This window comes from Pseudooctadecabacter jejudonensis, assembly GCF_900172275.1.
Lineage (GTDB): Bacteria > Pseudomonadota > Alphaproteobacteria > Rhodobacterales > Rhodobacteraceae > Octadecabacter > Octadecabacter jejudonensis.
The window spans coordinates 1,023,683-1,043,057 of the sequence record NZ_FWFT01000001.1; the positions used below are offsets into that span (position 1 = coordinate 1,023,683).

Here is a 19,375-nt window from a genome sequence, read left to right on the forward strand (position 1 = left end):
GATTGGCCCGTTCATTGGCTAAACGGTTGCGCAAACCCAAACAGGATGTGTCCCATGACCATGGAAAAGAAATTCGACGCGGCAGAGGCCGAGGCCCGCATCACCCAGCGGTGGCTGTCCGAAAAAGCCTTCGCCGCTGGTGCCAATGCGACGCGGACCGACACCTATTCCGTGATGATACCCCCGCCCAATGTCACGGGCGTGCTGCACATGGGCCATGCCTTCAACAACACCCTGCAGGACATTCTGGTCCGCTGGCACCGGATGCGCGGGTTTGACACGCTCTGGCAGCCCGGCACGGACCACGCGGGCATCGCCACACAAATGGTTGTCGAACGCCAGCTGGCCGAAACCCAGCAACCGGGTCGCGCCGAACTGGGCCGCGACAAATTCCTAGAAAAAGTATGGGAGTGGAAAGCCACCTCGGGCGGGACAATCATCAACCAGCTCAAACGTCTTGGCGCATCCTGCGACTGGGACCGCGAGGCCTTTACCATGTCCGGCGCCCCCGGCGCGCCTGCAGGCAATGACGGCAACTTCCACGACGCGGTCATCAAGGTCTTTGTTGAGATGTACAACAAAGGCCTCATTTACCGCGGCAAACGTCTGGTCAACTGGGACCCGAAATTTGAAACCGCGATCTCTGACCTCGAAGTCGAAAACATCGAAACCGACGGCCACATGTGGCACTTCAAGTACCCCCTCGCAGGTGGCGCGACCTACACGTACGAGGAGAAGGACGAAGACGGAAATATCATACTTAGCGAAGAGCGTAACTATATCTCAATCGCCACGACCCGTCCCGAAACCATGTTGGGCGACGGAGCCGTTGCGGTTCACCCATCAGATGAACGTTACGCTCCAATTGTCGGGAAACTCTGCGAAATTCCCGTTGGCCCGAAAGAACATCGTCGTCTGATCCCGATCATCACGGACGAATACCCTGACCCTGACTTCGGCTCAGGTGCGGTGAAAATCACCGGTGCGCATGACTTCAACGACTACCTCGTCGCCAAACGCGGCGGCATCCCCATGTACAACCTCATGGACACCAAGGCGGCCATGCGGGCGGACGGCAAACCCTATGCGGAAGAGGCCGAAGCGGCGCAGAAAATCGCCAATGGCGAAATCCCCCTGCCGGATGAATCTGTGATCGCCGCCATGAACCTCGTCCCAGACGCCTATCGCGGCATGGACCGGTTCGAGGCCCGCAAAGCTGTCGTCGACGACATCACCGCCGAAGGCCTCGCCGTCATGGTTCCCGCCCACGACCCTCGTCTGGGCAAGGCTGCTCTCAAACCTCTTGCCCCCGAAGAAGGCGGCGAGGCGCGGGAGGATCAAGAGGTCCCGCTGGTGGAGGCCAAAAAGATCATGCAGCCCTTCGGCGACCGCTCCAAGGTTGTCATCGAACCCATGCTGACGGACCAATGGTTCGTCGACACCGACAAAATTGTCGGCCCTGCGCTCGACGCCGTCCGCGACGGCACTGTCAAAATTCTGCCGGAAAGCGGCGAGAAGACGTACTACCATTGGCTCGAAAACATCGAGCCCTGGTGCATCTCGCGCCAGCTGTGGTGGGGGCACCAAATCCCGGTTTGGTTTGACGAAGACGGCAACCAGTTTTGCGCCGCGACAGAGGCGGAAGCGCGCGCGCAAGCGGGCGATGGCGCCGTTCTGACCCGCGACCCCGACGTCCTCGACACCTGGTTCTCCTCCGGCCTCTGGCCCATCGGTACGCTGGGCTGGCCCGAGGACACGGAGGCGCTGCAAAAGTACTTCCCCACGTCCGATCTCATCACCGGTCAGGACATCCTGTTCTTCTGGGTCGCGCGGATGATGATGATGCAGTTGGCCGTGGTGGACGACATTCCGTTCAACACGATCTACCTGCACGGTCTTGTCCGCGACGCCAAGGGCAAGAAAATGTCGAAATCGACGGGCAATGTCATCGACCCACTCGACATCATTGACGAATACGGCGCCGACGCGTTGCGGTTCACCAATGCGGCGATGGCGTCCCTTGGCGGCGCGCTGAAACTCGACACAAGCCGCATCGCGGGCTACCGGAACTTCGGCACTAAACTCTGGAACGCGGCCCGTTTTGCGGAAATGAACGACGCGTTCAAGCCAGCTGCCAGCCATACGCCAGCCATACGCTTGCCATACGACAGCCAGCCGACCAAATCCGTCAACAAATGGATCATCGGGGAAACCGCCCGCACCCTGGCCGACGTCAACACAGCCCTTGACGCCTACCGCTTCAATGACGCCGCCGACGCGCTCTATAAATTCGTCTGGGGCAAGGTCTGCGACTGGTATCTTGAACTCAGCAAACCGCTGTTGATGGACGGCACCGACGCCGAGAAAGAGGAAACCCGCGCGACCCTGTCATGGGTCCTCGATCAATGTCTGATCCTGCTCCACCCCATCATGCCCTTCATCACAGAAGAGCTGTGGTCGCTCAAAGGCCATACCACCCTTCTGGCTCATACCGACTGGCCCGACTACGGCACAGATCTGGTGGATGAGGCAGCGGACCGCGAACTCAACTGGACGGTCCAGATCATCGAAAACATCCGCTCTACGCGGGCGCAAATGAACGTGCCTGCAGGTCTCTATGTGCCGCTGGTGCAGGTGGAGGCCGACGCCGCCGCCACCGCCGCATGGGCCGCGAATGAGGCGCTGATCAAACGGCTCGCCCGCGTCGATACACTGACCGTGGGCGCAGCCCCCAAGGGCTCGATGATGGTCGGCACACGCGGCGCGACCTTCGCCCTGCCTTTGGCGGACATTATCGATGTGGACGCGGAAAAAGCCCGCATTTCCAAATCTTTGGCCAAAGTCGAAAAAGAGGCAGGCGGGCTGCGCGGACGGCTGAGCAACCCCAAATTCGCCGCCAATGCCTCGGCGGAGGTGGTGGAAGAAGCACAAGCCAACCTCGCGCTCAGAGAAGAAGAAATCGCCCAGCTCACAGCCGCCTTGGCCCAGTTGAACGAAATCTAACCCCACATCAGGGGCGCGCACACCTCACCCACCGCGCCCCTGTTTCGCTGTTTCACAAATATGCCGGGGGAGGCCGCAGGCCGGGGGCAGCGCCCCCAGCGGATCGGATTGGCGAAGCCAATCCGATCCAAACCCTTCACGGCACCACACGCTCCACCGCGCGCATCATGCCAAGCGATTTGTCGTAGACCAGCGTCAGGATCCGCCGCCCCCCGCCGGACCGTGCGAGGGGGGCCGCTGCCCGTATGCCGAGGGCCGCACCTGTCGCTCCCAAAAATCCCCGTCGTGTGAAATTTACCATAACCATCCTCCTGACCATCACGTGGGGACCACCTGCCCCTTTTCAACGGGGAACCTGCGGCGCAAACTCCCCACCATGACGGACAAAACCACCCACAGCCCGCACCTCACCCCACTGGCCGCCAGCCTGCCCGCCACCGTGCCCTTTATCGGGCCAGAAGCACAGGAACGGGCCAATGGCACAGCTTTCAAGGCCCGTCTGGGGGCCAACGAAAGCGTCTTTGGCCCGTCCCCCAAAGCGGTCCAAGCCATGGCGGATACCGCGGCGGACGCTTGGATGTACGGCGACCCCGAAAGCCATGATCTGCGCCACGCCCTGAGCGCGACGCACGGGATTCCGGCGGAAAACATCGTCGTGGGCGCAGGCATTGACGGGTTGCTGGACAGCATTGTGCGTCTGACGGTGACGCAGGGTGATCATGTGGTCACCAGTGCAGGCGCCTATCCGACATTCAACTATCACGTCACAGGCTACGGCGGCACGGTTCACACAGTGCCCTACACCGCCGACCATGAAGACCCCGAACGCCTGATCGCCAAGGCGCGGCAGGTCGGCGCAAAACTTGTGTACATCTCAAACCCTGACAATCCGATGGGCACCTGTCACGATGCCCAGACCATCCTGCTGATGATCCAGAACCTGCCCGAGGGCTGCCTTCTGGTTCTGGATGAGGCTTATGTCGAACTGGCCCCCGACGGCACAGCGCCCGCGTTCAACATCCATGATCCCAAGGTGATCCGCACGCGGACGTTCTCCAAGGCCTACGGTCTGGCGGGCGCACGGGTCGGCTATGCGGTGGGGCATGTTGATCTGATTTCGGCCTTCAATCGCGTGCGCAATCACTTTGGGATGTCCCGTGTCTCACAGGCTGGGGCCTTGGCCGCTTTGGCCGATGCTGAGTGGCTTACTCATGTCCGCAGGCAGGTGCAGACGTCCCGCGCCGCCCTCACACAGATTGCCGAAGACAACGGCCTGACGGCCTTGCCCTCTGCCACAAACTTCGTCGCGATAGACTGCGGCCAGGACGGCGCCTTCGCCCGTGCCATGCTGACGGGCCTGACGGCGCGGGGCATTTTCGTGCGGATGCCTTTTGTGTCCCCCCAAGATCGCTGCATCCGTATCTCGTGCGGATCGCCACAGGATATGGCGCTTGTCGCCGCTGCCCTGCCTGAGGCCTTAACGGAGGCATCGGCCGCAGCCCCTGCGACATCTCGGAACCTTTAGGTGATTTTTCACGCCCCAATGCTAGGATCAAACGGACCAACCCAAAGGAGTGCTGCATGAAACGATACCCCGGCCGCGTTGAAGACTACACAAATGCCTTTCTGGTGACCGCTTTCGGGATCCTGTTCATGGCATTTTTCACCATCGCAGCCACCTTTGGAATCGTTTGGGTCATGTTATCCGCAGCACTGATCGACGGCCTGATCCGCCTGCGTGCGGCCCGCATCAGCGACGGCTAGATCCGCCAACTTACGCGCCGCGGCCTCGATCGCGCCTGCGCCGTGGGGGATGCCCAGCGCCTTGAGACCCGCATCGATCGTGCCAAGGAACCCCAATACCATTTGGCCATTCACATGCCCCATATGACCCAGCCGGAAATAGGCGCTGGCAGGGGTGCGGCCAAGGCCAATGCCCAACGTGACGCCCATCTTGTCTTCGCACCACGCCCGCAGGGCATCGCCTTGCCCTTCGTCCAACTTCAATGACGTCACCGCCCGCGACCGCGCGTCCTTGTCGGCCACGTTGATCTGCATCGGCCCGGCTGAGGACCAGACGTCAATGGCCGCCCAGATCGCCTCGGCCAGCCCTGCATGGCGTGCCCACACGGCCTCTAGCCCCTCTTGTGCGATCATGTCCAACGCTTCGCGCAGGCCGTAGATGTGGTGGGTGGGCGCTGTGCCGTCAAAGTATTTCCAGTATTCATCGGCCTCCACCCGCGGGCGCCAATCCCAATAGCGCGACACACGTGGCATGGCCTCACGCACGGCATCGGCGCGGTCGTTGAACCACACAAACCCGATGCCGGGTGGGGTCATCAGACCTTTCTGGCTTGCCGCCACGGTCACATCGACGCCCCAGTCGTCCATCCGGTATTCATCGCACCCCAAAGACGCAATGCAATCACACATCAAAAGTGCTGCATGCCCCGCCGCATCCATTGCCGCCCGCACACCTTTGATGTCATTCAGCACCCCGGTCGACGTGTCGACCAAACAGGTCAGCACCGCCTTGATGCGCCCGCCGGTGTCGGCGCGCAACGCAGCCTCGACTTGGGCCAGATCAATCGCGTCGCTGTTGCCAAAATCAATCGTTTCAACGTGCGCGCCAAGGCCCTCGGCCATCTCCCCCCAGCCGATGCAAAAACGCCCCGTGGCCAGAACCAACACCGTATCGCCTTCGGCCACGACGTTTGACAACGCGGCCTCCCACACGCCGTGACCATTGGCGATGTAGATGGCAACGGAATGATCTGTCTGCGCCACCGACCTAAGATCGGGGATCAGGCTGCGGGTCACATCATGCAATTCCCCGGTGTAGATATTGGGGGCCGCACGGTGCATGGCCCGCAACACACGGTCCGGCATGACCGACGGACCAGGGATTGCAAGATAGGACAGACCATTGGCAAACATGCGCGCATACCTTTTTCGTGGGACACCTTTGGCAGAGACCCTAACGCGCCCCGTCATGCCGTCAACCAGACATCAGCGCCAGCTTGAAAGACGCAATGATCTTCCCCCCCTTGCCAAAGCCGCGTAAACGGGGGGCAGACCAACGGATGAACCTTATGTCAGACACCCCCAACCCTGAACGCCGATCCAGCATAATGATTGGATGGCTATGGCGCCGCTACCTCAGCCGCCATTGGCCGCTTTTGGCGGTGGCCTTGGTGCTGATGATCATGGAAGGCGGCACGTTTGGCGTGCTTAGCTACATGATGAAGCCGATGTTTGACGATGTCTTCATCGGCGGGCAAAGCGGCGCGATCTGGATCGTGGGGGCCATCATCTTTGGGCTGTTTCTGACACGTGCGGTCACCTCGGTGGCGCAACGGGTGATCCTGAAACGCGTGGCCGAACAATCCTCCGCCGACATCCGCACCGATCTGCTGCGCCATCTGATGCAACTGGACACGGCGTTCCACCAACACAATCCGCCCGGGACCCTGATTGAACGGGTTCAGGGCGATGTGCAGGCCCTGGGCCGTGTCTGGACAGGCATCATCACGGGCTTGGGCCGTGATTTGATCGCGGCGATCTCTTTGTTTTCGGTGGCACTTTATATCGATTGGGTCTGGACGCTGATCGCGCTGGTGGGGATCCCTGTGATGATCCTGCCGTCCCTGTTGATCCAGAAATTTGTGCGCCGCAAAGCCCGCGCCGCCCGTGAGGTGGCCGCGAGCATGTCGACCCGCCTTGATGAGGTGTTTCACGGCATCAACCCCATCAAACTCAACCGGCTGGAGGAGTATCAGGCCCGCCGCTATGACGGCCTCACGGGGCACCGTGTGCGCGCCGAGACCGAGGCCGCCTTCGGCCAGGCCCTGATCCCCAGCTTCGTGGATATCATGGCGGGCGTCGGGTTTCTGGCGGTGCTGACCTACGGCGGCAGCCAGATCATTGACGGTGAAAAAACGGTGGGCGAATTCATGGCGTTCTTTACGGCCATGGCCATAGCGTTTGACCCCTTGCGCCGCCTGGGCAACCTAAGCGGGCTGTGGCAGGCCGCCGCCGCCGCAATTGACCGCCTTCTGGATCTGTTCGAAACCGAACCCACCTTGCTGTCGCCTGCCACGGTGCAAACCCCACCAGACGGCGCCCCCGAAATTACCTTCGACGACGTCCAGCTGAGCTATGGCGATCTGCCCGTGCTGCGCGGCACCACCTTCACCGCCAAGGCCGGTCAAACCACCGCGCTGGTGGGCGCATCGGGCGCGGGCAAAAGCACGATCTTTAACGTGCTGACACGACTGGTAGAGCCGCAATCAGGCGCCGTCACCTTGGACACCATCGACATCAGCAACCTCGATCTGGACGCCCTGCGCGGGCTGATTTCCACGGTGGCCCAAGACGCCGCCCTTTTTGACGAAACCCTGCGTGACAACATCCTGTTGGGCCGGACGGACGTGGACGAAGACGCGCTGCGACAAACCCTTGAGAACGCCCATGTGTCCGATTTCCTGGACAAGCTGCCCGCAGGGCTCGACAGCCCCGCAGGGCCGCGCGGGTCCAACCTATCGGGCGGGCAACGCCAACGGGTGGCTATCGCTCGCGCCCTGCTGCGCGACACGCCCATCTTGCTGCTGGATGAAGCCACAAGCGCGCTGGACACCAAATCAGAGGCCATCGTCCAATCCGCCCTTGACCGTCTGGCCAAAGGCCGCACGACCCTCGTGATCGCCCACAGGCTTTCGACGATCCAGTCGGCCCACAAGATCATCGTCATGGACAAAGGCCGTGTGGTGGACGAAGGCACGCACGAGGATCTGCTGGCCCGCGGCGGGCTTTATGCGGATCTCTACCGCTTGCAATTCCGTGACGGCAAACAGGTGGTCGATGGCACAAACCGCCCAGAGACGGCAAAAATCGCACCCACCGTCACGTCAGCACCCCTCAGTTGGATGGCACGCCTTTTCGGGCGCGATCGCCGTTCCTAGATACTCCGTATGACACAGCGCACCCTCCTCCGCCTCTTTGGCCCCGATGCCCGCGATTTCCTGCAAGGTCTGATCACCAACGACATTGCAAAGACGGATCAGGGGTTGGTCTACGCCGCCTTGCTGACACCCCAAGGCAAATACATTGCCGACTTTTTCGTGGCCGCACATGAAGACGGCTATCTGGTCGATGTGGCCTCTTCCCATGCGCCGACCCTCGCCCAACGGCTCTCCATGTACCGCCTGCGCGCCAAGGTGGACATTGAGGAAAGCACTCTGCAGGTCTCCCGCGGCACCGGCCCCGCCCCTTCAGGCGCCATGGCCGATCCGCGCCACACCGCCCTGGGCTGGCGGGCCTTTAGGGCATCACAAACTGAGGATTCAACAGATTGGGACACCCTGCGTGTGGCCCACCTGATCCCCGAAACGGGCGTGGAATTGACCCCCGACACCTATATTCTCGAAGCTGGGTTTGAACGTCTGAACGGCGTCGACTTCCGCAAGGGCTGCTACGTCGGCCAGGAAATCGCCGCACGCATGAAACATAAGACAGAGCTGAAAAAGGGCCTCGTCCAGCTCACCATCACCGGCACCGCACCCGTGGGCACAGAAATCACCGCGAACGGCAAATCGGTCGGCACCCTTTACACCCAATCAGACGGTCTGGCCTTGGCCCACGTCCGCTACGACCGCGCCACAGGCCAAATGCAGGCAGAGACCGCAACCTTGCGCGCCGTCCCCCCTTCATCTGACCCAAAAACTCCCGCCGGAGGCGCAGCTAACACCCAAAGCTGACCCAACCGCGAAGGGCTCACCCCTCAACCCGCACCTATAAAATCTACAAAAGCCGACCCCGTCAGGGGCCGGCTTTTTCAATTTTCCAACGCCGGTTCCTCAGGCGCCTTCGGCGTACTCCATCGCGCTTTTAGGCGCGTTCGGCATATTCCATTGTCTCGGTATTCACGATGATGTCCTCGTCTTGACCAACGAACGGAGGCACCATGACGCGCACGCCGTTGTCCAGAATGGCGGGCTTGAATGAATTGGCGGCGGTCTGGCCTTTGACGACCGGCTCGGTCTCGACGATCTTGCAGGTCACTTTCTGCGGCAGGGACGCGTTCAGCGCCTCGCTTTCGTAGTATTCAATCACCGCAATCATGCCGTCTTGCAGGAAAGGGCGGCGTTCGCCCAGCAGTTCAGCGGGCAGTTCGATCTGCTCATATGTCTCGGTGTCCATGAAAACCAACATCCCGTCGGTCTCGTAAAGGAATTGTTGATCTTTCTGCTCCAGACGGACCTTCTCGACCTTGTCGGCGGACCGGAAGCGTTCGTTCAACTTTGACCCGTTGCGCAGATTGCGCATCTCAACCTGCGCAAATGCGCCCCCTTTTCCAGGCTTTACATGATCGACCTTTACCGCAGCCCACAAGCCTCCGTTGTGCTCCAACACGTTGCCGATTCTGATCTCATTGCCATTGATTTTTGCCATCGTTCAATTGTGTCCAAAAGTTGTCGAAAGGTTGAAGAAAAGTTAAGGACGCCTATATCCGGTGGTGAGAAGCCGCGCAAGCCAACCATAAGGTGTTGGTGATGCGGCGAAGGTATGCCATAAACGCATGGCTGCCATTCCAAATGAAGAACCCCGAATCGGGCTGAAATAGGCATATTGCCCCTCACGCTCGATACAAGACTAAAAACAACAACGACCCAAACTAAGGACCGAATATGCGAGATTTCGTCGACGGCACAGCGTTTAACAACGAACAAGGCAACCGCGCCCGTAAGCTCTTTGCGGCTGTTGTGTTGGCTGCTTTGGATGACGCCATTGCTGATGACAAAAAGTACGGCAACGGCCCCGAACAGATCGCCCGCTGGGCGCGCTCTCGTGATGGCCGTGAAGTTCTGTCTTGCGCAGGGATCGACCCGAACGAACGTGTTGTTCAGGGTCTGATGGATTTCGTGGGCAAAGGTGTTCGCACCTCCGTCGCCCTCTCCCGCGAGGAGAGTGAGCGTCGTGCCGTGGCAGAAGCCGCGGAGCAAGAAGCCCGCGCAGCCTAATCCTTCCGCACTGTTATCAGATCGTGAAAACGCGGCCCTCTGCTCGGGCCGCGTTTTTCTTTTGGGGCCCGTCAATGCACGGGGTCAGCCGCTAAAGACAAACATCCAGATCAGACCGGGAGCCGCCTCACCCAAGGCCAGGGCCACGATCAGGCCCCGCATAAGCCAGCCCTGAAACCTGCGCCACAACACCGCACACAGGATCAGTGACACCGCGATCTCAAGCGGGGCGACTATGCTGGCATAGTGATTGCGGTCCCAATAGCTGACGGGGCTTTCGAACACCCAGTTCGACAGCGGCCAAAAGTGGGCGCGGCCATCGTCATGGTGCAGCGGAAAGTCCAGTCCGATGTGCAACAAGGCGGCCCCGCACAGGGCAATGCCCCACCCGCTGCGGAACCACCCTGCCACCGCCAGCGCAATCCCCCACAACACCGCCGAATTGTCGATCTTGAAAATTGTCTGCCACAGGTCCGAGAAATAAAGCTCTCCGAACACCACCTGCGGGTCGGTGCCCAGTACGACCAAATGAAACCCCGCCAGCAGGTACAGTGACAAATCCGGGATCAACGCCCCCGCGAAGGCCGCCGCCGTCACGACAGCTGCGTCCCGTTTGCCGAATGCGGCAAGGCCGAAAATCAGATGGGCGGGCGTGTTCATGTCTTTCCTCATCGGGCGGGGCTGTTAGACATGCAGCGTGGAGGACGGCCATGGCAAAGGCAATCATGATTCAGGGCGCAGGGTCCAACGTGGGCAAATCCATGTTGGTCGCAGGGCTGTGCCGTGCCGCCCGCATGAGGGGGCTAACCGTCGCGCCGTTCAAGCCGCAAAACATGTCGAACAATGCCGCAGTCACCACCGATGGCGGCGAGATTGGCCGCGCGCAGGCGCTGCAGGCATTGGCCTGTGGGCTTGATCCGCACACGGATATGAACCCTGTCCTGCTGAAGCCCGAAACCGATGTGGGCGCGCAGGTGATCGTGCAGGGCAAGCGTTTTGCCACCATGAAGGCGCGCGAATACGGTACGCGAAAGGGAGATTTGATCCCGCGTGTGCTGGACAGCTACCACCGGCTTGCGGGCGCATACGACCTGATCTTGATTGAGGGCGCAGGCTCCCCCGCCGAAATCAACCTGCGCGCCGGTGACATCGCCAACATGGGCTTTGCGGAGGCCGCGGATTGCCCCGTGGTGCTGATCGGCGACATTGATCGCGGCGGCGTCATCGCGCAATTGGTCGGCACGGATGTGATCCTGCCGCCCGAGGACCGCGCCCGCATCAAAGCCTTTGCGATCAACAAGTTTCGCGGCGACACCACGTTGTTTGACGACGGTATGACCGCCATCGCCCGCCACACGGGCTGGGCCCCGCTGGGGATCGTGCCGTGGTTTGCCGATGCGTGGAAACTGCCTGCTGAGGACGTCATGGATGTGGCCAGCCGCAAAGGCGGCGCCATCAAGGTGGCGGTGCCGCGCCTGAACCGGATTGCCAACTTTGACGATCTGGACCCCCTCGCCGCGCAACCCGATGTGACGGTCGAAATTGTCGAAGCGGGCCGCCCCCTGCCCGGCGATGCAGACCTCGTCCTGATCCCGGGGTCAAAATCTACCATTGCGGATCTTGCGCATTTCCGCGCGCAAGGGTGGGACACCGATCTGTTGGCACACGTTCGGCGCGGAGGGCACGTTCTGGGCATCTGTGGCGGATATCAGATGTTGGGGCGCGAAATTTCCGACCCTGACGGTATCGAGGGGCCCGCGACCCGCGTGCGCGGGCTGGGGCTGTTGGATGTCACAACGGTCATGGCCCAGCACAAACGACTGGCCCTGTCCGAGGCGCGCTATGACGCAACGGGCGATCCTGTCACGGGCTACGAAATCCACATAGGTGAGACGGTGGGCCCTGATCGCACAAACGGATGGCTGACGTTGGACGGCCGGTCCGAAGGGGCAGCCAGCGCGGACGGACGCATCAAAGGCTGCTACTTGCACGGGTTGTTTGCATCCGACGGGTTTCGCGCCGCCTATATGGAGGGCATTGGCGCGCCTATTCAGACACTGAACTACGATGCAGGGGTCGAGGCGACGCTAGATACCTTAGCGCATCATTTGGAAGCCACGTTGGATGTGGATCGGCTTCTTGGTCTGGCTGAGGATGTCCCCCAGGCCTGACCCCAACACACGATGATCTGGCCAAATTGCCTATCGGGCGGATCAGTCGAATTCCTGACTGTTCAAAATGCGGTAGATTTCACGGCGGACCAGTTTACGCACGTTGCGTGTGATCCGTTCGCCCATCGGGCCGGTCAGTTCCTCGCGCACGACCTCTGACACCAAAGCGCGCAGGGCCTCTTCGTCGATCGTGCCATTACCAGCCATGATCTCATCCAGATCATCGTCCAACTCATCATCATAATCGCCAGCGTCATCGACCCTTACATCGACCCTTGCAGCGGCGGGATCACGGTGAGTGAATTGTGCCGCTTCATCTGCCGCACCTTCCCGGTCAGGCGCGACAGCAGCGGCATCACTCCCCTGATGTCCGGTTTCGCCGGCCTCGATGGTTTCAGCCTCAGGCGTATCCTCGCTGAGCTGCCGAACGATGGTGCCAGGCCACGCTATGGTTTGCGCGACAATCTCGCTGCCGTCCGGTTCGAACTCTTGCGCTTCGTTGCTGACCGCGGCCTCAAGCTCAGCGATTTGGGCAACGAGTGCGGATCGGTCTGGAACGTCGGCGGTGACACCCGCCTCAACCGGCGTGTCCTCCCCCGCCTCCCCGTCCGAGGCCTCAACGCTCTGCGGTGGCTCTTCGACGATGCGGTTGGTCAGCTCAAGTGGGGCGACATCGGGTGGCGTATCATCCACCTCAGTTTTGCCTGTTGCGACCTGATCCTCGGACATGTCTGTCCAGTCGTCATTCTGTTCGTGGTCCTGCACGAGATCGGCATTTTCATCAGGGTCGACAGCCCAGTCCACGGCGTGGTCCTCATGATCCTCATCCGCGGGCTGCTGGCCCTCATCCACAACGAGAAACGCAGGCGTCAAAACAAACTTTTCGGGCTTGTCGTCCGGCGCGGTCGCCTCAGCCTGTGTCGAGACGGCGGTATCATCTTGTGCGGGTTGGCTGTTTTGATCGGGTGCATCAAACCAACCTCGATCCGCAGCAGACCCTTCGGGCACATGGTGCTGTGCCGCGTCCTCATCCCCTACGCCCTCATTGATCTGGGACGTGCCCCCGTCCTCAGACGCGTTCGCGCGCGACGTGTCGCCATTGCTCACAAGTCTGCGGATAGAGGACAGTACATCCTCAATTTCTACGTTGGTCACCGGGTCGGACATTTTGTTCCTGCTTTCGCCTCAAGTCCGGATGATAACCGCCCCACTGATTCCAAACAACCGATAGTCGGCTTTTGAAGTATTATTGGAGAGATTCCAGCACCCGATCCAGCGCCTGACCCTGTTCAGACACCCGCGATGGGGCTTCACGGACCAGATTATAATAGGCAGCGGGATCATAGCTTTGCACGCCGAGGTTCAAGTGATCTGCCGTCAACAAGCCCATCGCGGCCAAGACGCCATAGCTGGCCACGACCTCATTGGCCTGAGCGTCGATCATGTTGGCCTGCGCATCCAGCAATTCCTGTTCCGCGTTCAGGACGTCCAGCGTTGTGCGGGCGCCCAATGTGGCCTCTTCGCGGACGCCGCGGAAGGCTGTGCGGGCGGCACGAATCTGCAGATCAGAGGCCTCGCGGCTGGCCCGTGCCACCGCCAAAACGGCATAGGCATTGCCCACTTGCTGATTGATCCCTTGGGTGGTGATCAACAGACCAGCGCGGGCTGCATCGCGGTTGGCCTGCGCCTGACGGATGATCGATTGCAGCTGTCCACCTTGATAAATCGTGCCTCCGTAGGTCAGGGCCAAGCGCTGTGTTGTGTCACCTTCGTCTGTGAGGCCCAGCGTGCCGGACAGGTTCAGACGGGGGTTCAACGCGGCCTCTGCGCGGCGAATGTTCAACTCGGCGGCGGTGACGGCATGTTGGGCGGCGCGGATATTGGGGTGGTTGCGCACGGCAAAGGCGCGGGCGGCCTCCACGTCATGTTGCAAACGTGCAGGGCTGACTACGGCCAGGCGGCCCGGACCACGGCCCACGGCGGCGCGGAATTCTTCGTTCGCTTGCACAAGCGCGCCTTCGGCTGAGGCCAAAAGGCTGCGGGCTGCGGCCAAACGGGCCTCCGCCAGGGACACATCTGTTCGTGTAACCTCTCCGACTTCGAACCGGTCACGGGCCGCCCGCAACTCCTGCTGGATCAGACCGACATTGTTGCGCCGCAGGGCCAAAAACTCGGACGCGCTGCGCACGGACAAATAGGCCTGTGCGGCGCGGAACAGCACGGATTGTTCGACATCAATCAGGCCCTGACGCGTCTGCAAAACCAGCTCTTTTTGGACATCGGTGGCCAAAGCGCTTGCCCCGCCATCGGCCAACAACAGGCTGGCTGTGACTGTCGCTGTGGCCGATAGATTGTCAGAAATGCTGCCCGTGGACCGCAACGCCGAGCTGTCTTGATACACCGCCTGCGTCTGCCACGTCACAACAGGGCGCAGGGACGCCAGCGATTGCGCCACATCTTCGTCAGCCGCCCGCAAGACAGCACGGTTTTGGTCCAGCAACCCCGAATTGTGGTAAGCATCGCGCAGGGCATCGGCAAGGCTATCTGCCCGTACGGGTCCCGTCATCACACCAGCCGCCAGTGCAGCCATCGCAAAGATATGTCGCATTCTCATCATCAAATCCTTCGCAAGTGACTGATATACGGACCGTTTTGTCATTTAGATTGGTTAAAGCGAAAAGGCGGCCTCTTTCGCGAAACCGGCCAGCACCGGGGCGCCTGCATTAAAGGACATCCGCCAGTTCATCACACCGTCAATCTTGCGGCCCACACGGACTTCTCCCAACGCGCCGTCTGCAAAAATGGCCACCATCCGGCCCCCCTCGCGCAGCTGATCGACAAGGCTGTCGGGCATCACCTCAATGGCGCCTTGCAGGATGATCACATCGAAAGGGCCGCTTTTGGCGTTGCCGTCGGCCAGGGCGCCTTCGAACACGGCGGCATTATCCACCCCTTGGGCGGCCAATATAGCCTCTGCATCCGCCGCGCGGGAGGCATCGTCTTCAAGGGCCACCACAAATTCGGCCATATGCGCCAGCACGGCCGTGGAATAGCCCAGACCACACCCCAGATCGAGGATCACATCCGTCGGCTGCACATCAACCGCATCCAGCATTTTGGCCAGCGTCCGCGGCTCAAGCACCACGCGGTCCTCGCCCAGCGAGATATTTTCACCGATATAGGCCGCATCCCGCTGACCATCGGGCACGTATTCCTCACGCGGGACGCTGAGAAGCGCATCAATAATCGGGAATTTGGTGACATCTGAGGGGCGCACCTGTGTGTCGACCATCAATGTACGGCGGGAGGTATAGTCTGCCACGAGCTAAACTCTTTCGTTCAGGTTGGATTGCCTATTCATGCCACAGCCCCCGCGCTCTCGCAACGTCCCTTTGCGTGCCAAAACGAACTGAATGGTGTCAGCCTGCCCCGCCGGCCGACGGATGCTTTGAACCACGCAAAAAGGCCCGCCAAACCCGCCCAGATTTGCCCCGTGGCGCACTGGCGGGAACCGGCCTGGGCTGACGCCTTCGACCCGCCTGACACACTGGGCACATATCCAGCGTCGGTCGTGTCCTGCCTTGGTGTATGGCGCCTCAGCTGCATTGAAAAATGTAAAGGCTTGCACGAATCGATTGTAAACGCTTACAGTTTTAGTGAATCAGCCGATATGAGGCCTGAATGTTCTTACTTATCTCATTCGTCGCTTTCGCGATTTTCTTTCTAAATGTTGCCCTTGGGGCATTCGCAGACAGCGCATTCCTTGGGGATGTGGGAGAGATGCTGGTTCTGTTTTGCGCGACCGTTCTGTTTGTCGTCGCGATTCTCAAAAAAGAAGCTGATCGGAATGACAACGACAGCACATAAGTCCAACGGGAGGAGAACCAAATGGATTACAAAGACCGCGAAGAACTGGCGTCAACGGAACGCCGGAATTTCCTGAAGATCGCATCAACGGCCGGCTTTACCGCAGCATTGGTCGCAGGCGCGGCTGGCACGTTGTGGTCAACACAAGCAGCCGCACAATCGGCCAACGAAGAGCGCGAGCGGGAGGCCGCAGCCGAGCACACGATGACGATCGCCACCGCCTACGTTCTGGGCGCGTCGCGCAGCTACCCGATTATGCAGCTGGACCTGAAAGAGAACATCCAGAACGCCACGAACGGCAAAGTCTATGTCAAACTGGCACCTGGTGGTCAGCTGGGCGCAGGTGGCGCGTTGGTTCAGGCGGTTCAGGGTGGCACCATTCAGGCCGCGCAGCATTCGCTGTCCAACTTTGCCCCGTTTGCATCCACTGTCGACCTGATCAACATGCCGTATCTGTGCGGGTCCAACCAGCGCTTTACGAACCTTGTGAATTCCGATTTCTGGAACAGCACTGTTACGCCCAAGATCGAAGAAAACGGCTTTAAGCCCTTGTTCTACGTCAACATCGACCCTCGCGTCGTGGCCGTGCGCAAAGGCGGCGCCGGTGCGGTGATCACGCCGGGCGATCTGGACGGTGTGAAGTTCCGCGTGCCAGGGTCTGCCATGTTGCAGCAATACTACCGTCTGGTTGGTGCGAACCCGACACCTGTGGCCTGGGGCGAGACACCATCGGCAATCCAGCAGGGTGTGGCTGACGCGCTTGACCCGTCTGTGGGCGCGCTGTTCGTATTCGGCTTTAAGGACATCCTGTCCCACGTGACCTTCACGCAGGCTGTGCCGGATTCTCAGGTCTATTCGTGTAACCTTGAGTGGTTCAACTCCATGCCCGCCGACGTGCAGGAAGGCATCATGTGGGGCTCCGAGATGACGGCGCACCAGAACCTCGCCAAAGTCCCATCCGCACGGGCCCATGCCATGTCGGAGCTTGCGAAAGCAGGCGTCGAATTCCACAGCCTTAGCGACGATCAGCTGGCCGAGTGGAAAGAGGCCGGTGGCTATCAGCGCTCCGAATGGGATGAGTTCAAGGTCGAACTCGCCGGATCCATGGACGCCTTCGCGCAGATGGAAGAAGCGGCCGGCACGCAGGGCAAATACTACGTCCACGACGCCTAAAGCGACCTTCGGGGGCCCTGTTTGCGGGGCCCCCAATGCCCTCTTCGCCATGACGGATGCACCGCGCAAACCTTGCGCTGTCTTGTGTCATGCAAGCCAAACGGGACCACCCATGACCCTGCTTCGTAAAATTGACCAGAACGCCGAGCGCTGGCTGCTTTTGACCTTTTATGTGATGCTGGTCATCACAATGGCGGTCGAAGTGTTGCGCCGCGAGATCTTTGCCTATTCGTCCATCTGGGGCGAAGAGATCGTGCGCTATGCCTTTATCTACCTTGCCTGGATCGGCGCGGCCGCTGCTGTAAAAGAACGGGCGCATATCCGCATTGATGTGATCATGCACTACTTGCCCCCACGACCCAAAGCGCTGCTGTATATGTTTGGCGACGTTGTGATGATGGTTGTGGCTGTGATTGCCCTCTACTGGTCTTACGAAGCCGTTCACGTGTCTTGGAAGTTTGGCTCGGTGACCGATGGCCTTCGGGTGTCGAAGGTGTGGTTCTTGATGGCTGTGCCGACCGGTTTTGCCCTGATGATTTGGCGCCTTTTGCAATCCATGCGCCGTGATTTCACGACCCTTCGGACAGGGAAACCTGTCTACGAAGGCGATACATTGTTTGATTAAGGAGCGCGATTGATGCTTTGGACGACTGTCGCGCAAACGGTTGAGCTGGGATGGGATTTCTACGTGCCCGTCATCCTGTTCGTCGCCCTTATTGCCTTGGCCGTGCCTGTCTGGGCTGCCATCGGATCTGCTGCTATTTTGATGCTGTTGATGTCCGGCGATCTGCCGCTGTCGCTGGTGGGGGAGCGTTTGTTCACCGGGATCGACGCCTTTGCCCTGACGGCCATCCCTTTGTTCATCCTGACCGGCGACGTGCTGGTGCGCACCGGCCTCAGTCGGAAATTTCTGGACGTGGCCGAAGCGTTGACCTGCTTTACCAAAGGCGGGTTCGGATCTGCAACGGTTCTGGTCTGCGGCATGTTCGCCGCGATCTCAGGGTCTGATGCGGCGGGTGCGGCGGCCGTTGGACGTATGACAATCGCCCGTCTGGTTGAGGCAGGATACCCCCGCCCCTATGCCTGTGCGCTGGTTGCAGCAGGTGCCTGTACCGGCATCCTGATCCCGCCCTCTATTGCCTACATCATTATCGGTTTGGTGTTGGGCATATCCGCATCCACCCTGTTTCTTGCGGCACTGATCCCGGGCCTGTGCATTCTCTTTGCGATCCTGATCACCAACCTGATCGTGAACCGCATTTATGCCTATGAGGGCGGCGGAGATCTGTCGTTCAGCGAATGGCTGGGCAATCTGGGTCGGTCGCTGAAATCCGGCTGGTATGCCTTCATCGTGCCGGGCATCATCTTTTACGGGATCTTCTCGGGCCGTTTGACCCCGACCGAGGCAGGCGCCACGGCTGTTGTTGTCACCATCATGATGGGCTTCTTGCTGGGCACGTTGAAATGGGCTGATTTCCCAGCGATGTTGGTCAGCTCTGCCAAGGTAAACGGGGTCATCTTGCCGATCATCGCATTCTCTGCCCCGCTGGCAGAGGCGCTTGCGATCATGGGTGTCCCACAAGGTTTTGTGACCTCAGCCACCGGCCTGACCGAAGAGCCCTGGCTGCTGATCCTGTTGATGATCGGTATTCTCGTGGCCGCCGGTTGCGTCATGGAGACGACACCAAACATCGTCATTCTGGCACCGATCCTGATGCCGTTGGCCGAAAACATCGGCATGAATGAAATTCAGTTCTGCGTGATGATGATCACCGCGTTGGGTGTGGGGTTTATTACGCCGCCTCTTGGGCTGAACCTGTTTGTTGTCTCGGGTATCACGGGGGAATCCATCCTCAAGATCGCAGCGCGCGCTATTCCATTCGTGCTGAGCATGTTTGTTGTGGTCCTCTTTATTGCCTACGTCCCTGCGGTGTCGACGACCCTTCTTCCGGACATCTACAAATAGGATTGCGCCGCAATGACCCGCGATTATCTTAAGAAAGCGACCCTTACAGCCGCCTCTGGCGCCTCGGATGTGCATGATACGGTGGTTGGCATCCTCAATGATATTGAGGCGGGCGGGGACGCCAAGGCGATGGAATATGCCGCCAAGTTTGACCGCTACGAGGGCAACGTGATGCT

At 60.3% G+C, this 19,375-nt stretch carries 18 protein-coding genes and 1 pseudogene; 12 read left to right on the forward strand and 7 right to left on the reverse strand.

Translation table 11 applies throughout. The features are described from left to right. The first annotated feature begins 54 nt into the window (after positions 1–54). Entirely contained in the window at positions 55–3,003 is a 2,949-nt protein-coding gene (locus PSJ8397_RS04940) for a valine--tRNA ligase (RefSeq protein WP_085863402.1), read from the forward strand. Positions 3,004–3,139: 136 nt separating this feature from the next. Here PSJ8397_RS04940 and PSJ8397_RS04945 read toward each other — a convergent pair whose 3' ends face one another. Next, a complete protein-coding gene (locus PSJ8397_RS04945) occupies positions 3,140–3,304 on the reverse strand; it encodes a Tat pathway signal protein (protein ID WP_085863403.1) in 165 nt (54 codons plus the stop codon). Between the two features lie 75 nt (positions 3,305–3,379). On the opposite strand from PSJ8397_RS04945, the gene PSJ8397_RS04950 reads away from it, so the two are divergent. Both PSJ8397_RS04950 and PSJ8397_RS04955 read left to right on the forward strand, forming a co-directional pair. Beyond that, the gene (locus tag PSJ8397_RS04950; RefSeq protein WP_085863404.1) at positions 3,380–4,528 is read left to right on the forward strand and encodes a pyridoxal phosphate-dependent aminotransferase; all 1,149 of its coding nucleotides are present in this window, start codon (positions 3,380–3,382) and stop codon (positions 4,526–4,528) included. Between the two features lie 56 nt (positions 4,529–4,584). Further along, positions 4,585–4,767 (forward strand): hypothetical protein, encoded by a 183-nt coding sequence (locus PSJ8397_RS04955; protein WP_085863405.1) that lies wholly within the window; start codon positions 4,585–4,587, stop codon positions 4,765–4,767. Here PSJ8397_RS04955 and PSJ8397_RS04960 read toward each other — a convergent pair. Next, on the reverse strand, positions 4,705–5,940 hold the full coding sequence (locus PSJ8397_RS04960) for a pyridoxal-phosphate-dependent aminotransferase family protein (protein ID WP_085863406.1): 1,236 nt from the start codon (positions 5,938–5,940) through the stop codon (positions 4,705–4,707). The two genes, PSJ8397_RS04955 and PSJ8397_RS04960, sit on opposite strands and share 63 nt — an antisense overlap. A 146-nt stretch (positions 5,941–6,086) precedes the next feature. Between PSJ8397_RS04960 and PSJ8397_RS04965 the strand changes: the two genes are divergently transcribed. Both PSJ8397_RS04965 and ygfZ read left to right on the forward strand, forming a co-directional pair. Then, positions 6,087–7,964, forward strand: a complete 1,878-nt coding sequence (locus PSJ8397_RS04965) for an ABC transporter ATP-binding protein (protein WP_085863509.1) — start codon at positions 6,087–6,089, stop codon at positions 7,962–7,964. Between the two features lie 9 nt (positions 7,965–7,973). Further along, positions 7,974–8,759 carry a CAF17-like 4Fe-4S cluster assembly/insertion protein YgfZ gene (ygfZ, locus tag PSJ8397_RS04970; protein WP_085863407.1) on the forward strand — a complete coding sequence of 262 codons (786 nt, stop codon included), beginning with the start codon at positions 7,974–7,976 and terminating at the stop codon, positions 8,757–8,759. Between the two features lie 130 nt (positions 8,760–8,889). On the opposite strand, the gene efp is transcribed toward ygfZ, so the two are convergent. After that, positions 8,890–9,453, reverse strand: a complete 564-nt coding sequence (gene efp, locus PSJ8397_RS04975) for an elongation factor P (RefSeq protein WP_085863408.1) — start codon at positions 9,451–9,453, stop codon at positions 8,890–8,892. A 236-nt stretch (positions 9,454–9,689) separates the two neighbouring features. On the opposite strand from efp, the gene PSJ8397_RS04980 reads away from it, so the two are divergent. Further along, positions 9,690–10,022 carry a DUF6280 family protein gene (locus PSJ8397_RS04980; protein WP_085863409.1) on the forward strand — a complete coding sequence of 111 codons (333 nt, stop codon included), beginning with the start codon at positions 9,690–9,692 and terminating at the stop codon, positions 10,020–10,022. 84 nt (positions 10,023–10,106) lie between these two features. Here the strand turns inward: PSJ8397_RS04980 and PSJ8397_RS04985 are convergent, their stop codons facing one another. Beyond that, positions 10,107–10,682, reverse strand: a complete 576-nt coding sequence (locus PSJ8397_RS04985; RefSeq protein WP_085863410.1) for a cobalamin biosynthesis protein CobQ — start codon at positions 10,680–10,682, stop codon at positions 10,107–10,109. Between the two features lie 50 nt (positions 10,683–10,732). Between PSJ8397_RS04985 and PSJ8397_RS04990 the strand changes: the two genes are divergently transcribed. Then, a complete protein-coding gene (locus PSJ8397_RS04990) occupies positions 10,733–12,193 on the forward strand; it encodes a cobyric acid synthase (protein ID WP_085863411.1) in 1,461 nt (486 codons plus the stop codon). Positions 12,194–12,235: 42 nt separating this feature from the next. On the opposite strand, the gene PSJ8397_RS04995 is transcribed toward PSJ8397_RS04990, so the two are convergent. From PSJ8397_RS04995 to PSJ8397_RS05005, 3 genes are all read right to left on the reverse strand, one after another. Next, positions 12,236–13,360 (reverse strand): hypothetical protein, encoded by a 1,125-nt coding sequence (locus PSJ8397_RS04995; protein ID WP_085863412.1) that lies wholly within the window; start codon positions 13,358–13,360, stop codon positions 12,236–12,238. A 79-nt stretch (positions 13,361–13,439) separates the two neighbouring features. Beyond that, complete coding sequence (locus tag PSJ8397_RS05000; protein WP_143515374.1) at positions 13,440–14,807, reverse strand: TolC family outer membrane protein; 1,368 nt, start codon at positions 14,805–14,807, stop codon at positions 13,440–13,442. 54 nt (positions 14,808–14,861) lie between these two features. Next, positions 14,862–15,515 carry a protein-L-isoaspartate O-methyltransferase family protein gene (locus PSJ8397_RS05005; protein ID WP_235000573.1) on the reverse strand — a complete coding sequence of 218 codons (654 nt, stop codon included), beginning with the start codon at positions 15,513–15,515 and terminating at the stop codon, positions 14,862–14,864. A 359-nt stretch (positions 15,516–15,874) separates the two neighbouring features. Between PSJ8397_RS05005 and PSJ8397_RS05010 the strand changes: the two genes are divergently transcribed. The 5 genes and pseudogenes from PSJ8397_RS05010 to PSJ8397_RS16805 all read left to right on the forward strand — a co-directional run. Continuing rightward, a complete protein-coding gene (locus tag PSJ8397_RS05010; RefSeq protein ID WP_085863413.1) occupies positions 15,875–16,060 on the forward strand; it encodes a hypothetical protein in 186 nt (61 codons plus the stop codon). Positions 16,061–16,081: 21 nt separating this feature from the next. After that, complete coding sequence (locus tag PSJ8397_RS05015) at positions 16,082–17,233, forward strand: TRAP transporter substrate-binding protein (protein WP_085863414.1); 1,152 nt, start codon at positions 16,082–16,084, stop codon at positions 17,231–17,233. A gap of 112 nt (positions 17,234–17,345) precedes the next feature. Further along, on the forward strand, positions 17,346–17,858 hold the full coding sequence (locus PSJ8397_RS05020) for a TRAP transporter small permease (RefSeq protein ID WP_085863415.1): 513 nt from the start codon (positions 17,346–17,348) through the stop codon (positions 17,856–17,858). A 12-nt stretch (positions 17,859–17,870) separates the two neighbouring features. Further along, positions 17,871–19,199 carry a TRAP transporter large permease gene (locus tag PSJ8397_RS05025; RefSeq protein WP_085863416.1) on the forward strand — a complete coding sequence of 443 codons (1,329 nt, stop codon included), beginning with the start codon at positions 17,871–17,873 and terminating at the stop codon, positions 19,197–19,199. Between the two features lie 12 nt (positions 19,200–19,211). Then, a pseudogene (locus PSJ8397_RS16805) lies at positions 19,212–19,375 on the forward strand (histidinol dehydrogenase); the annotation flags it as partial.

What these genes read in the sequence shown, in the direction of transcription:
- PSJ8397_RS04955 (WP_085863405.1), top strand. Translation starts at nt 4,585, where the DNA reads ATGAAACGATACCCCGGCCGCGTTGAAGACTACACAAATGCCTTTCTG.
- PSJ8397_RS04995 (WP_085863412.1), bottom strand. Translation starts at nt 13,360, where the DNA reads ATGTCCGACCCGGTGACCAACGTAGAAATTGAGGATGTACTGTCCTCT.
- PSJ8397_RS04950 (WP_085863404.1), top strand. Translation starts at nt 3,380, where the DNA reads ATGACGGACAAAACCACCCACAGCCCGCACCTCACCCCACTGGCCGCC.
- PSJ8397_RS05025 (WP_085863416.1), top strand. Translation starts at nt 17,871, where the DNA reads ATGCTTTGGACGACTGTCGCGCAAACGGTTGAGCTGGGATGGGATTTC.
- PSJ8397_RS04990 (WP_085863411.1), top strand. Translation starts at nt 10,733, where the DNA reads ATGGCAAAGGCAATCATGATTCAGGGCGCAGGGTCCAACGTGGGCAAA.
- PSJ8397_RS04940 (WP_085863402.1), top strand. Translation starts at nt 55, where the DNA reads ATGACCATGGAAAAGAAATTCGACGCGGCAGAGGCCGAGGCCCGCATC.
- ygfZ (WP_085863407.1), top strand. Translation starts at nt 7,974, where the DNA reads ATGACACAGCGCACCCTCCTCCGCCTCTTTGGCCCCGATGCCCGCGAT.
- PSJ8397_RS05020 (WP_085863415.1), top strand. Translation starts at nt 17,346, where the DNA reads ATGACCCTGCTTCGTAAAATTGACCAGAACGCCGAGCGCTGGCTGCTT.
- PSJ8397_RS04985 (WP_085863410.1), bottom strand. Translation starts at nt 10,682, where the DNA reads ATGAACACGCCCGCCCATCTGATTTTCGGCCTTGCCGCATTCGGCAAA.
- PSJ8397_RS04960 (WP_085863406.1), bottom strand. Translation starts at nt 5,940, where the DNA reads ATGTTTGCCAATGGTCTGTCCTATCTTGCAATCCCTGGTCCGTCGGTC.
- PSJ8397_RS04980 (WP_085863409.1), top strand. Translation starts at nt 9,690, where the DNA reads ATGCGAGATTTCGTCGACGGCACAGCGTTTAACAACGAACAAGGCAAC.
- PSJ8397_RS04945 (WP_085863403.1), bottom strand. Translation starts at nt 3,304, where the DNA reads ATGGTAAATTTCACACGACGGGGATTTTTGGGAGCGACAGGTGCGGCC.
- PSJ8397_RS05010 (WP_085863413.1), top strand. Translation starts at nt 15,875, where the DNA reads ATGTTCTTACTTATCTCATTCGTCGCTTTCGCGATTTTCTTTCTAAAT.
- PSJ8397_RS05015 (WP_085863414.1), top strand. Translation starts at nt 16,082, where the DNA reads ATGGATTACAAAGACCGCGAAGAACTGGCGTCAACGGAACGCCGGAAT.
- efp (WP_085863408.1), bottom strand. Translation starts at nt 9,453, where the DNA reads ATGGCAAAAATCAATGGCAATGAGATCAGAATCGGCAACGTGTTGGAG.
- PSJ8397_RS04965 (WP_085863509.1), top strand. Translation starts at nt 6,087, where the DNA reads ATGAACCTTATGTCAGACACCCCCAACCCTGAACGCCGATCCAGCATA.
- PSJ8397_RS05000 (WP_143515374.1), bottom strand. Translation starts at nt 14,807, where the DNA reads ATGAGAATGCGACATATCTTTGCGATGGCTGCACTGGCGGCTGGTGTG.